Source organism: Pseudomonas sp. B16(2017), assembly GCF_002113205.1.
GTDB classification, from domain to species: domain Bacteria; phylum Pseudomonadota; class Gammaproteobacteria; order Pseudomonadales; family Pseudomonadaceae; genus Aquipseudomonas; species Aquipseudomonas pharyngis.
Genome location: NZ_NEKA01000001.1, coordinates 59,024 through 71,186 on the forward strand (window position 1 = coordinate 59,024; position 12,163 = coordinate 71,186).

14 protein-coding genes are annotated in these 12,163 nt (G+C 62.1%); 8 read left to right on the forward strand and 6 right to left on the reverse strand.

What is annotated here, in order from left to right; translation table 11 throughout:
* Positions 1 to 5 precede the first annotated feature (5 nt).
* Genes CAG25_RS00270 through pilG form a run of 4 tightly spaced genes read right to left on the reverse strand, consistent with a single transcriptional unit; the run spans position 6 to position 3,460 of the window.
* Positions 6 to 2,066 carry a methyl-accepting chemotaxis protein gene (locus CAG25_RS00270; RefSeq protein ID WP_085611970.1) on the reverse strand — a complete coding sequence of 687 codons (2,061 nt, stop codon included), beginning with the start codon at positions 2,064 to 2,066 and terminating at the stop codon, positions 6 to 8.
* A gap of 13 nt (positions 2,067 to 2,079) precedes the next feature.
* On the reverse strand, positions 2,080 to 2,619 hold the full coding sequence (locus CAG25_RS00275; protein WP_085611971.1) for a chemotaxis protein CheW: 540 nt from the start codon (positions 2,617 to 2,619) through the stop codon (positions 2,080 to 2,082).
* Positions 2,620 to 2,629: 10 nt separating this feature from the next.
* Positions 2,630 to 2,995, reverse strand: a complete 366-nt coding sequence (gene pilH, locus CAG25_RS00280) for a twitching motility response regulator PilH (RefSeq protein ID WP_011336365.1) — start codon at positions 2,993 to 2,995, stop codon at positions 2,630 to 2,632.
* Between the two features lie 60 nt (positions 2,996 to 3,055).
* Entirely contained in the window at positions 3,056 to 3,460 is a 405-nt protein-coding gene (gene pilG / locus CAG25_RS00285; RefSeq protein WP_007953330.1) for a twitching motility response regulator PilG, read from the reverse strand.
* 225 nt (positions 3,461 to 3,685) lie between these two features.
* On the opposite strand from pilG, the gene gshB reads away from it, so the two are divergent.
* The 7 genes from gshB to CAG25_RS00320 all read left to right on the forward strand — a co-directional run bounded on the left by gshB (position 3,686) and on the right by CAG25_RS00320 (position 9,597).
* Entirely contained in the window at positions 3,686 to 4,636 is a 951-nt protein-coding gene (gene gshB / locus CAG25_RS00290) for a glutathione synthase (protein ID WP_085611972.1), read from the forward strand.
* A 107-nt stretch (positions 4,637 to 4,743) separates the two neighbouring features.
* Positions 4,744 to 5,643 (forward strand): energy transducer TonB, encoded by a 900-nt coding sequence (locus CAG25_RS00295; RefSeq protein WP_039767939.1) that lies wholly within the window; start codon positions 4,744 to 4,746, stop codon positions 5,641 to 5,643.
* Positions 5,644 to 5,702: 59 nt separating this feature from the next.
* Positions 5,703 to 6,275 carry a YqgE/AlgH family protein gene (locus tag CAG25_RS00300; RefSeq protein WP_011336368.1) on the forward strand — a complete coding sequence of 191 codons (573 nt, stop codon included), beginning with the start codon at positions 5,703 to 5,705 and terminating at the stop codon, positions 6,273 to 6,275.
* On the forward strand, positions 6,275 to 6,712 hold the full coding sequence (ruvX, locus tag CAG25_RS00305; RefSeq protein ID WP_085611973.1) for a Holliday junction resolvase RuvX: 438 nt from the start codon (positions 6,275 to 6,277) through the stop codon (positions 6,710 to 6,712). The genes CAG25_RS00300 and ruvX overlap by 1 nt, the downstream gene beginning before the upstream one ends.
* Positions 6,713 to 6,793: 81 nt before the next feature.
* Positions 6,794 to 7,297, forward strand: a complete 504-nt coding sequence (gene pyrR / locus CAG25_RS00310; RefSeq protein WP_007953335.1) for a bifunctional pyr operon transcriptional regulator/uracil phosphoribosyltransferase PyrR — start codon at positions 6,794 to 6,796, stop codon at positions 7,295 to 7,297.
* 27 nt (positions 7,298 to 7,324) lie between these two features.
* On the forward strand, positions 7,325 to 8,329 hold the full coding sequence (locus CAG25_RS00315; RefSeq protein ID WP_007913665.1) for an aspartate carbamoyltransferase catalytic subunit: 1,005 nt from the start codon (positions 7,325 to 7,327) through the stop codon (positions 8,327 to 8,329).
* A complete protein-coding gene (locus tag CAG25_RS00320) occupies positions 8,326 to 9,597 on the forward strand; it encodes a dihydroorotase (RefSeq protein ID WP_085611974.1) in 1,272 nt (423 codons plus the stop codon). Before CAG25_RS00315 ends, CAG25_RS00320 begins: the two co-directional genes overlap by 4 nt.
* A gap of 36 nt (positions 9,598 to 9,633) precedes the next feature.
* Here the strand turns inward: CAG25_RS00320 and CAG25_RS00325 are convergent, their stop codons facing one another.
* A complete protein-coding gene (locus CAG25_RS00325; protein WP_064600078.1) occupies positions 9,634 to 10,068 on the reverse strand; it encodes a TM2 domain-containing protein in 435 nt (144 codons plus the stop codon).
* Between the two features lie 249 nt (positions 10,069 to 10,317).
* On the opposite strand from CAG25_RS00325, the gene CAG25_RS00330 reads away from it, so the two are divergent.
* The gene (locus tag CAG25_RS00330; protein WP_039767935.1) at positions 10,318 to 10,935 is read left to right on the forward strand and encodes a C40 family peptidase; all 618 of its coding nucleotides are present in this window, start codon (positions 10,318 to 10,320) and stop codon (positions 10,933 to 10,935) included.
* A 46-nt stretch (positions 10,936 to 10,981) separates the two neighbouring features.
* On the opposite strand, the gene CAG25_RS00335 is transcribed toward CAG25_RS00330, so the two are convergent.
* Positions 10,982 to 12,016, reverse strand: coding sequence for a type IV pilus twitching motility protein PilT (locus tag CAG25_RS00335; RefSeq protein ID WP_085611975.1), 1,035 nt, complete (start codon positions 12,014 to 12,016; stop codon positions 10,982 to 10,984).
* Between the last annotated feature and the right edge of the window lie 147 nt (positions 12,017 to 12,163).

A 12,163-nucleotide genomic window follows, 5' to 3' on the forward strand; every position in this document is an offset into this window, starting at 1 on the left:
AGGCCTCACGCCTTGTCCGAGACGGGCGCAGACGCCGCCGGCAAGGTGAACCCGGACACCGAGCGACGCAACTGGCTGGCCATTTTCGCCAGGTTGCCGATGCTCTCGGCGGTGGCCGTGGAGCCGGACGAGGTCTGCGAAGTGATCTGCTGGATCACGTTCATCGTCAGGGAAATCTGCCCGGCCGAAGACGTCTGCTGCTGCGCCGCGTTGGAAATGCTCTGGATCAGCGCCGCGAGGGTCTTGGACACGCCTTCGATTTCTTCCAGGGCCACCCCGGCATCCTGCGCCAGCCGCGCGCCGCGCACCACTTCGGTGGTGGTCTGCTCCATGGAAATCACGGCTTCGTTGGTGTCGGTCTGGATCGCCCGCACCAGCGTCTCGATCTGCCGGGTCGCAGCGGACGAGCGCTCGGCCAGCCGCTGCACTTCGTCGGCCACCACGGCAAAACCGCGCCCGGCATCACCGGCCATCGACGCCTGAATCGCCGCGTTGAGGGCGAGGATGTTGGTCTGGTCAGCAATGTCATCGATCAGGCTGACGATGTCGCCGATTTCCTGGGACGACTCGCCCAGGCGCTTGATGCGCTTGGCGGTGTCCTGGATCTGTTCGCGAATGTTGTCCATGCCGTGGATGGTGTTGTGCACCACCTCGTTGCCCTTGTTGGCGATCTCCACCGAACGCTCGGCCACTGCCGAGGATTCGGCGGCGTTGGCCGATACCTGATCGATCGACTGGGCCATGTCGCTGATCGCGGTCGAGGCTTCGGAAATCTGCTGGGCCTGATGCTCCGAGGCCTGGGCCAGATGCATGGCGGTGGCCTGGGTTTCCTGCACCGCAGCGGCGACCTGGCCGGCGGTGAGGTTGATGGTGGCGACCAGATCGCGCAACTGGTCGACCGAATAGTTGATCGAGTCGGCGATGGTCCCGGTGAAGTCTTCGGTCACCGAGGCGGTTACGGTCAGGTCGCCGTCGGCGAGGTCTTCGATCTCGTCGAGCAGGCGCATGATCGCGTTCTGGTTGCGCTCGTTCTTCTCGGCGGTCTCGCGCAGTTGACGGTTGGTTTCCCGGACCATGACCAGGCCGATCAGGATGATCGAGGCCAGCGCCAGCAGGCCCAGTACGTAGCCGCCGATGGTGTCGGTGTTACGCCCGCCGGCAAGGTTTTCGAAACGGCTGGCCAGGTGCGAGGCTTCGTCGAGCAAGGTCTGCGACAGGCTGAAAATATTGGTGGCCGATTCACGGACCTTGAACAGCTCCGGCGAGGTTTCGAGGATTTCATCCACGGAACCTGAGACAAACTGAAACAGCTCGGAAATCTCGCTCAAGCGAGCGCGGGCGTCGCGGTCTTCCACCTGGCTGACTTTCAGCGCCGGGTTGCCTTGCAACATGCCATTGAGCACCTGACCGAAGCGCGCGGCATCGCGACCAAAAGCGTCGGCGGCCTGCTGGGAGTTTTCATCGCCCGACAGCACGGTGTTCACCGCGCCGAGAATCCGCTCGGCCAGCAGCGACTGACGCTGGGCCATCGCCACCTGCGCCGCCGGCGCACCGCGTTGCAGGAGGATTTCCACGACCTTTTCGTATTCGATCTGCAACTGCGGCACGGTTTCGGCCAGGGTCGCGGCCACCTGATGCAGGGACAGCACGGTCTGCTCGCTGGAGAGAATCGCGTCGGTGTTTTTCAGCAGGCGTTCCCAGTCCAGCTGCACGGCGCGCATTTCCGGGCGCACGACGGACGGCGCCGGCGGCAGGCCGGTGCTCGGGTCGCCCTTCTTGAGGTAACCCCAGCGTTGGGCAAAATCGTTGCGCGCATCGCTGAGCAGCTTGAACGCGGCAGCCTTGCCGGCGGCAGCCTCGGTGGCGTTCTTGGCGATCCGCTGCGACAGCACCCGCAGCTCGCCGGCGTGACCGATGTACTGCTTGTCGTAGTTGGCCTGGGTGTTGAGGTAAGCGAAGTTGGCGAACAGCAGCATGATGAACACGATCAGTGCGATAAACAGCACGATGATCTGCGAGCGGCTGCGCGAGCCTTCTGCGGGCTTGCCTGTTTTTGCTTTGATCATCGGTCCTCGCCTGTTAAACCGCGACGTGCATGAAACTCGGTGACTGCGCCAGCGCAAACAGGCTGAACACCCGCCAGTTCTGCTCGCGCCGGAAATAGCCCTTGATGAACTCGCCTTTGGAGCCCTGCCGTTTACTGATCGAGACGGATTCGAAACTGTCCTGCTCGAAGTGCTGCAGGCCGAAGACTTCATCGACCAGCAACCCGGCAAACACGTCCTGATGCTCTACCACCAATACCCGCCGCTGTTGGCGCATCGGTGACAGCTCATGGCCGAAAAAGCCGCACAGGTCCATGACCGGCAGCAGCCGTCCGCGCAGATTGGCCACGCCCTTGACCCATGGCTTGACGCCCGGCAGCTGGGTGACACGCAGTTCGGGCAGCACTTCGCTGACTTCGCCCATCGGCGTGACGTACCAGTGCTCGCCCAGACGAAAGCCGATGCCGCTCCAGCGATCCTGGCGCGCCGGTTGCGACGGCAGGTCCGCCGCCAACAGGCGACAGCGCTGGTCGATCTGCCACAACAGTTCGAACGCGGTCAGCGACTCGCTCATGGCGGCGCGATCAACCGGCCAGCACGTTGTTCAGGGTCTTGATCAGCGTGTCTTCGTCGACCGGTTTGGTCAGGTAGTCCCTGGCGCCCTGGCGGGTGCCCCAGACCTTGTCGGTCTCCTGATCCTTGGTGGTGATGATGATCACCGGGATGTGGCTGGTTTCCGCATCCTTGGTCAACTGGCGGGTAGCCTGAAAGCCGTTGAGGCCGGGCATGACGATGTCCATCAGCACCGCGTCGGGTTTTTCCTGGCGGGCCAGGGCCACGCCGTCGGCGCCGTTTTCGGCTTTCAGCACTTCGTGCCCGTGCTTTTCCAGCATGCCGGTGAGTTTGTACATTTCGGTCGGCGAATCATCGACGATCAGGATACGTGCCATGGTCTTCCCCATTTTTCTTGTCGACACCGGGCCCGCTGGCCGAGCGTCTCTGTGCGTGTCTTACTGCGGCAAAGCGGCAGCGAAGCCCGGAACATGGGCCGAGATCGCGTCGAGCAGTTCTTCCTTGCTGAAAGGCTTGGTCAAAAATTGATCGGAACCGACAATCCGCCCCTTGGCCTTGTCGAACAGCCCGTCCCGGGACGACAGCATGATCACCGGCGTGCCCTTGAACGCATTGTTGTTCTTGATTAAAGCGCAGGTCTGATAACCATCCAGACGCGGCATCATGATGTCGACAAAGATGATCCCGGGATGGTGGTCGGCGATCTTCGCCAGGGCGTCAAAACCGTCGATCGCGGTGATGACTTCGCACCCTGCATTTTTCAACAGGGTCTCGGCGGTGCGACGAATCGTTTTCGAGTCGTCGATCACCATGACCTTCAAGGCGCTGGACTGCTGTTCCATAAGGGGGCTCTACCGTCGCCTTTGCGAATCAATTTGTCCGTTTTGCGATGCGTAATGGCTGGAAACCCTTGATGTTCAAGGGCCAGCACGACATGGCAGCCTTTTTAGCACAGTCTCCTGATCCAATCTATCGACGGGTTTTTCCTTGACCGAAAACCCGCCCGGCGCCACTCTGGCGGCACTTTTTTCATACCGATCCGGTAGCCAATTTTCGAGGAAAACCCAATGAGCGTTCGCGTCGGGATTGTCATGGACCCTATCGCCAGCATTTCCTATAAAAAGGATAGCTCGCTGGCCATGCTGCTGGCGGCGCAGAAGCGCGGCTGGGAACTGTTCTATATGGAACAGAAAGACCTTTACCAGGGTGAAGGCCAGGCACGGGCGCGAATGAAGCCGCTGAAAGTCTTCGCCAACCCGGAAAAATGGTTCGAACTGGGCGCCGAGCAGGATTCGCTGCTCAGCGACCTGAACGTGATCCTGATGCGCAAGGATCCACCGTTCGACATGGAGTTCGTCTACTCCACCTACCTGCTCGAACAGGCCGAGTCCGCCGGGGTGCTGGTGGTCAACAAACCGCAGAGCCTGCGCGACTGCAACGAAAAGCTGTTTGCCACGCTGTTCCCGCAGTGCACGCCGCCGACCGTGGTCAGCCGCCGCGCCGACGTGCTGCGTGAATTCGCCGCCAAACACGGCGACGTGATCCTCAAGCCGCTGGACGGCATGGGCGGTACTTCGATCTTCCGTCACCGCGCCGGCGACCCGAACCTGTCGGTGATCCTGGAAACCCTGACCGCCCTCGGCGCCCAGCAGATCATGGGCCAGGCCTACCTGCCGGCGATCAAGGACGGCGACAAGCGCATCCTGATGATCGACGGCGAGCCGGTGGATTACTGCCTGGCGCGGATTCCGGCCCAGGGCGAAACCCGTGGCAACCTAGCGGCCGGCGGTCGTGGCGAAGCCCGTCCGCTGACCGACAAGGATCGCTGGATCGCCGCCCAGGTCGGCCCGACCTTGCGCGAGAAGGGCCTGCTGTTCGTCGGCCTGGACGTGATCGGCGAGCACCTGACCGAAATCAACGTCACCAGCCCGACCTGCATCCGCGAAATCGACAATGCCTTCGGCACCGACATCGGCAGCCTGCTGATGGATGCCATCGAGAAAAAGCTGCAAGCTTGATGTGCATCACATGCAGCCTGTCGCTTGATGCTTGAAGCCCAAGGCGTGAAACCAACATTGCGTTATCATGCGCGGCCTGTGAAAAACGCGATGTTGGTTTTCTTGTCATGACACTTCCGTCCGATCTGCCCGCTGAACTCGCCCATAAAGGCGTGCGCCCGGTCGATCGCCTCGGATTTACCCTGTTTCTCGCGGCGCTGATCCATCTGGCGCTGTTGCTCGGCGTGGGTTTCACCATGGTCGAGCCCAAGCAGATCAGCAAAACCCTGGAAATCACCCTCGCTACCTTCAAGAGCGAAAAGAAGCCGGCGAAGGCCGATTTCCTCGCTCAGGAAAACCAGGAAGGCAGCGGTACCCTCGACAAGAAGGCGATCCCCAAGACCACCGAAGTCGCGCCGTTCCAGGCAAACGAAGTCAAGAAAGTCACCCCGCCACCGGCCGCCAAGCCGGAAGTGCAGGAAGCCGCGCCCAAGGCGGCCGTGACCACCGTCGCGCCGAAACCGAAAAAGGCGCCGACCAAGAAAGAAGAAGCCAGGACCGAGACCAAACCGACGGTCGATGCGCCGACTTTCGACAGCTCGCAGCTCTCCAGCGACATCGCCAGCCTCGAAGCCGAACTGGCCAACGAACAACAGCTGTACGCCAAGCGCCCGCGCATCCACCGCCTCAGCGCTGCGTCGACCATGCGCGACAAGGGTGCCTGGTACAAGGACGAGTGGCGCAAGAAGGTCGAGCGCATCGGCAACCTCAATTACCCTGACGAAGCCCGGCGCAAGCAGATCTACGGCAATCTGCGCCTGATGGTGTCGATCAACCGCGATGGCTCGCTGTATGAAGTGCTGGTGCTGGAGTCTTCCGGCCAGCCGCTGCTGGATCAGGCGGCGCAACGTATCGTGCGACTGGCGGCACCGTTTGCACCGTTTACCGGGGACCTGTCGGACATCGACCGGCTGGAAATCATCCGCACCTGGAAATTCGCCCGGGGTGACCGGCTGTCCAGTAACTGAGTCGATCTTTTGCCCGCTCCAGCTTGTCAGTTCGCCCCCCGAACGCCACACTACCGCACATGAAAAACGTCAGCCCCAGCTACCTCAAGCATCACTTCCTGATCGCCATGCCACACATGGCCGACCCGAACTTTGCCCACACCTTGACCTACATCGTCGAGCACACGGCCAATGGCGCCATGGGGCTGGTGGTCAACCGACCGCAAGAGCTGAATCTGGCCGACATCCTCGAACAACTGCGCCCTGACATCGACCCGCCAGCGCTGTGCCAGCATGTGCCGATCTTCATCGGTGGCCCGGTGCAGACCGATCGCGGTTTTGTCCTGCACCCGGCGGGCAAGACGTTCCAGGCCACCGTCGAGCTGGAGGGCGATCTGGCCCTGTCGACCTCGCAGGACGTGCTGTTCGCCATCGCCGACGGCGTGGGCCCGGCCAAAAGCGTGATCACCCTCGGTTATGCCGGCTGGGAAGCGGGACAACTGGAAGCCGAGCTGGCCGACAATGCCTGGCTGACCTGCCCGTACGACGCCGACATCCTGTTCAACACCAGCAGCGAACTGCGCCTGGAAGCGGCGGCCAGGCACCTGGGGATCAACCTCAGCCTGCTGACCAGCCAGGCAGGACACGCCTGATGGCCCTGCGCCTGATCCTCGGCTTCGACTACGGCACCAAACAGATCGGCGTGGCGGTCGGCCAGGTGATTACCGGCCAGGCCCGCGAACTGTGCACCTTGAAGGCGCAAAACGGTGTGCCGGACTGGAGTCAGGTCGAAGCCCTGATAAAGGAATGGAAACCCGACGCCGTGGTGGTCGGCCTGCCGCTGAACATGGACGGCACGCCCAGCGAGATGTGCGCCCGCGCCGAGAAATTCGCCCGCCGCCTCAACGGCCGTTTCAACCTGCCTTTCTATACCCACGACGAACGCCTGACCACCTTCGAAGCCAAGGGCGAGCGACTGGTGCGCGGCGGACAGAAAGGCAGCTACCGCGACAACCCGGTGGACGCCATCGCCGCCGCCCTGCTGCTGCAAGGCTGGCTCGACGAAAACACCGCACTATTTGAATCCTGACAAGCGCTACGGCGCTTTTCTTTTGGTTACAACCCGAGCCCCGGTTCGCGAGAACCGGCTCGACCCCAAGAAGGAGCAACCATGAGCCTGCCCAATCCCGCCGATCTGATCAGCCAGATGGCGACCCGCCTCAAGGCGCACCTTGCCCAGCGTGATATCAGCGAACCGCGTTACATCGGCATCCGCACCGGCGGCGTCTGGGTCGCCCAGGCCCTGCTCGCAGAGCTGGGCAGCGACGCGCCATTGGGCACGCTGGATGTTTCCTTCTACCGCGACGACTTCAGCCAGAACGGCCTGCACCCGCAAGTGCGCCCGTCCGCCCTGCCCTTCGAAATCGAAGGCCAGCATCTGGTGCTGATCGACGACGTACTGATGAGCGGCCGGACCATCCGCGCCGCCATGAACGAACTGTTCGACTACGGCCGCCCGGCCAGCGTGACGCTGGTCTGCCTGCTGGACCTGGACGCCGGCGAACTGCCGATCCGCCCCAACGTGGTCGGCGCGACCCTGTCGCTGGCCGCCCACGAGCGGGTCAAGCTGTCCGGTCCGGAGCTGGCACTCGAACTGCAAGACCTTGCCCTTTAATCCGCCCTATTGAGAGTCCCCCTCGCGATGACGCCTCTAGATACCAAGCGCCCGCTGCAGCTCAATGATCAGGGCCAGCTGCGCCACTTCCTCTCGCTCGACGGCCTGCGCCGCGAGTTGCTGACGGAAATCCTCGACACCGCCGACTCGTTCCTCGAAGTCGGCGCCCGGGCCGTGAAGAAGGTTCCGTTGTTGCGCGGCAAGACCGTGTGCAACGTGTTCTTCGAAAACTCGACCCGCACCCGCACCACCTTCGAACTCGCGGCCCAGCGCCTGTCGGCGGACGTGATCACCCTGAACGTGTCGACCTCGTCGGCCAGCAAGGGCGAAACCCTGCTCGATACCCTGCGCAACCTCGAAGCCATGGCTGCCGACATGTTCGTCGTGCGCCACGGTGACTCGGGCGCTGCTCACTTCATCGCCGAACATGTCTGCCCGCAGGTGGCGATCATCAACGGCGGCGACGGCCGACACGCGCACCCGACCCAGGGCATGCTCGACATGCTGACCATCCGCCGCCACAAGGGCGGTTTCGAGAACCTCTCGGTAGCCATCGTCGGCGACATCCTGCACTCGCGGGTGGCGCGCTCGAACATGCTCGCCCTGAAGACCCTCGGCTGCCCGGACATCCGCGTGATCGCGCCGAAAACCCTGCTGCCGATCGGCATCGAGCAATACGGCGTGAAGGTCTACACCGACATGACCGAAGGCCTGAAAGACGTCGACGTGGTGATCATGCTGCGCCTGCAGCGTGAGCGCATGACCGGCGGCCTGCTGCCGAGCGAAGGCGAGTTCTACCGCCTGTTCGGCCTGACCACCGCGCGCCTGGCCGGCGCCAAGCCCGATTGCATCGTCATGCACCCGGGGCCGATCAACCGCGGCGTGGAGATCGAGTCGGCGGTGGCCGACGGCCCGCACTCGGTGATCCTCAATCAAGTCACCTACGGCATCGCGATCCGTATGGCCGTGCTGTCGATGGCCATGAGCGGGCAAACGGCGCAACGTCAATTCGAGCAGGAGAACGCCCAGTGAAGCTCAGCATTCTCGGCGCCCGCGTCATCGATCCAAGCAGCGGCCTGGATCAAATCACCGATATTCACGTTGAAGCCTGCAAGATCGTCGCCCTCGGCGCGGCACCGGCCGGTTTCACCGCCGTCGAAACCATCGACGCCACAGGCCTGGTGGCCGCTCCGGGGCTGGTCGACCTGAACGTCGCCCTGCGCGAGCCGGGCTACAGCCGCAAAGGCACCATCGCCAGCGAAACCCGCGCCGCTGCGGCCGGTGGTGTGACCAGCCTGTGCTGCCCACCGAAAACCAAACCGGTGCTCGACACCTCCGCCGTGGCCGAACTGATCCTCGACCGCGCCCGCGAGGCCGGCAACACCAAGGTGTTCCCGATCGGCGCGCTGAGCAAAGGTCTGGATGGCGAACAGCTCGCAGAACTGGTTGCCCTGCGTGACGCCGGTTGCGTAGCGTTCGGCAACGGCCTGGAAAGCTTCCGCAACACCCGCACCCTGTGCCGGGCGCTGGATTACGCGGCAACGTTCGACCTGACGGTGATTTTCAACTCGCAGGATCACGACCTCGCCGACGGCGGCCTGGCCCACGAAGGTGCCACCGCCAGCTTCCTCGGCCTGCCAGGCATCCCGGAAACCGCTGAAACCGTGGCCCTGGCCCGTGATCTGCTGCTGGTCGAGCAAACCGGCGTGCGTGCGCACTTCAGCCAGCTGACCAGTGCTCGCGGCGTGGCCTTGATCGCTCAGGCCCAGGCTCGTGGTTTGAAAGTCACGGCGGATGTCGCCCTGTATCAGTTGATCCTGACGGACGAAGCGCTGATCGACTTCAGCAGCCTGTATCACGTGCAACCGCCGCTGCGCACCCGCGCCGACCGCGACGGCCTGCGTGAAGCGGTGAAGTCCGGCGTGGTCTCGGCGATTTCCAGCCATCACCAGCCCCATGAACGCGATGCCAAATTGGCACCATTCGGCGCCACCGAACCGGGCATCAGCAGCGTCGAGCTGTTGCTGCCGCTGGCGATGACACTGGTCGAGGATGGCCTGCTGGACCTGCCGACCCTGCTGGCCCGCCTGAGCGCCGGCCCGGCCGAGGCCCTGCGCCTGCCGGCGGGCAAACTGGCGGTGGGGGGTGCGGCGGATATCGTGCTGTTCGATCCGAAGGCCTCGACCGTTGCCGGCGAAACCTGGCTGTCGAAAGGCGAGAACTGCCCGTTCCTCGGCCATAGCCTGCCGGGTGTGGTGCGTTACACCTTGGTGGATGGCCGGATCAGTCACCAGGCGTAAAAAAAATGGCGAGGGAGCCAGCTCCCTCGCCATCACTTACTGAAATGCGCCCCGCCCTTCGGCATTACGCACCGACACCTGATCGTTCAGCGTCCAGAAGTCATACAGCACCCCAAGAAAGAACAACCCGCCGGTCAGCAGATACACCAACCCGCTGATCCACTTGCCCTGATACATCCGGTGCACGCCGAGCGCGCCGAGGAAGGTCAGCAGAATCCACGCCACGTTGTACTCGATCGGGCCCGCGGCGAAACGCAGGTCGGCTTCGCGATCCATCGCCGGGATCAGGAACACGTCGATCAGCCAGCCGATCCCCAGCAACCCGAAAGTGAAAAACCAGATCGTGCCGGTCACCGGTTTGCCGTAATAGAAGCGGTGGGAGCCTGTGAAACCGAAAATCCACAACAGGTAACCGATCACCTTGCTGTGGGTGTCTTTTTCCTTCACACGGGGCAGCTGATAGCCGTTCATTAAGACCTCGATACACGCGATAGATAAATATTCTTTAATTCTTTGTGACTTTTTTACAGGTAGCCGACGTATGGCAAATGCTACCGTGTGTCCCGTCAAAGCCTTATAGCACCGGACTTCTGTCCGACAATTGCGTCTTTTTGCCGCTTATTTGGTTCCGTTGGCATCGGATTGAATCGACCAACGGCCTCGGAAGTGACAAAAAAGCTGTTATAAAGTTGCGCGCTAACACATCAAGAGCCCTGCCTAATGCGTCCATTTTTCAAGACATGGCTAACTATTTGCCTATTAATGCCACTGGCCGCCCACGCCACCAATCGTGAGCAACGTCTTCCCAACGTTAACGGTTTCACCCCTAAATCCCATGCCTCTGCTCCTTCGAACAAAGGCAAACAGGTCAAGCACACCACGCTGAGCAGCACCGGCCGCAGCAAGCTGGTGCCACCGATGGCGACCAAGGAAAGCAGCAACGTCCTCAGTCGCGCGGTAAACGTCCTCGGTACGCCATACCGTTGGGGCGGCAGCAGCCCGAGTAAAGGCTTCGACTGCAGCGGTCTGGTGAAATACGCGTTCAACGACGCCACGTTCGACCTGCCACGCACCTCGAACGCCATGGCCAGCGGTCACGGCGAGAAAGTCGAACGCAAGGACCTGAAGCCGGGCGACCTGATTTTCTTCAACATCAAGAGCCGTCGGGTCAATCACGTTGCCATCTACCTGGGCAACGACCGTTTCATCCATGCACCACGGCGCGGCAAAGCGGTGAGCATCGACACACTGAACAAGCCGTACTGGGAAAAGCATTACGTGGTGGCCAAACGCGTATTGCCGAAAGAACAGGGGCAGATGCGCGTCGTTCAGCGCTGATTGTTCAGGTACAAAAAAACGCAGCCCACGGGCTGCGTTTTTTTGCCTAAAAGTTATCCGGCGTGCGCGCTTTCTCCCGCGCATGTTCGCGGCTGATCAAGCCCTTGGTCACCAGATCCTTCAGGCACATGTCGAGTGTCTGCATTCCCAGCGAGCCACCGGTCTGTATCGCCGAATACATCTGCGCCACCTTGTCCTCGCGGATCAGGTTACGGATCGCCGACGTACCCAGCATGATCTCGTGCGCCGCCACCCGACCGCCGCCGATCTTCTTGATCAGCGTCTGCGAGACTACCGCCAGCAACGACTCCGACAGCATCGAGCGCACCATGGATTTTTCGTCCCCGGGGAACACGTCCACCACCCGGTCGATGGTCTTGGCTGCCGACGTGGTGTGCAAGGTACCGAACACCAGGTGCCCGGTCTCGGCCGCGGTCAGCGCCAGGCGGATGGTTTCCAGATCGCGCATCTCGCCCACCAGGATCACATCCGGGTCTTCGCGCAGCGCTGAGCGCAACGCAGTGGCGAAACTGCGGGTATCACGATGGACTTCGCGCTGATTGATCAGGCATTTGCGCGATTCGTGGACAAATTCGATCGGATCTTCGATGGTCAGGATGTGGTGATGACGATGGGTGTTGAGGTAATCGATCATCGCCGCCAGTGTCGTGGACTTGCCGGAGCCGGTCGGTCCGGTCACCAGCACCAGCCCGCGCGGCGCATCGGTGATCTTGCGAAAGACGTCGCCCATGGCCAGGTCTTCCATGGTCAGCACTTTTGACGGGATGGTCCGGAACACCGCCCCGGCGCCCCGGTTCTGGTTGAAGGCATTGACCCGAAAGCGCGCCACGCCGGGGACTTCGAAGGAAAAGTCGGTTTCCAGATGTTTCTCGAAGTCCACCCGCTGGGTGTCGTTCATGATGTCGTAGATCAGCTCGTGCACTTGCTGGTGATCCAGCGCCGGCAGATTGATCCGCCGCACGTCGCCATCCACGCGGATCATCGGCGGCAGACCGGCCGACAGGTGCAGGTCGGAAGCACCCTGTTTGGCGCTGAAGGCCAGCAGTTCAGTGATATCCATAGCGTCCCTCAATTCCAGTAGAATGCCGCGAACCTTCAGACCGCTGGCGCCAAATCCTGCCTGAAAAGTAGCCGAACGATGATCAGGCAAGGCAAAAGTCGGCGAAGAAGCGGAGTTGACGTCAGTCAATGAGCATTCTGAGGCGAC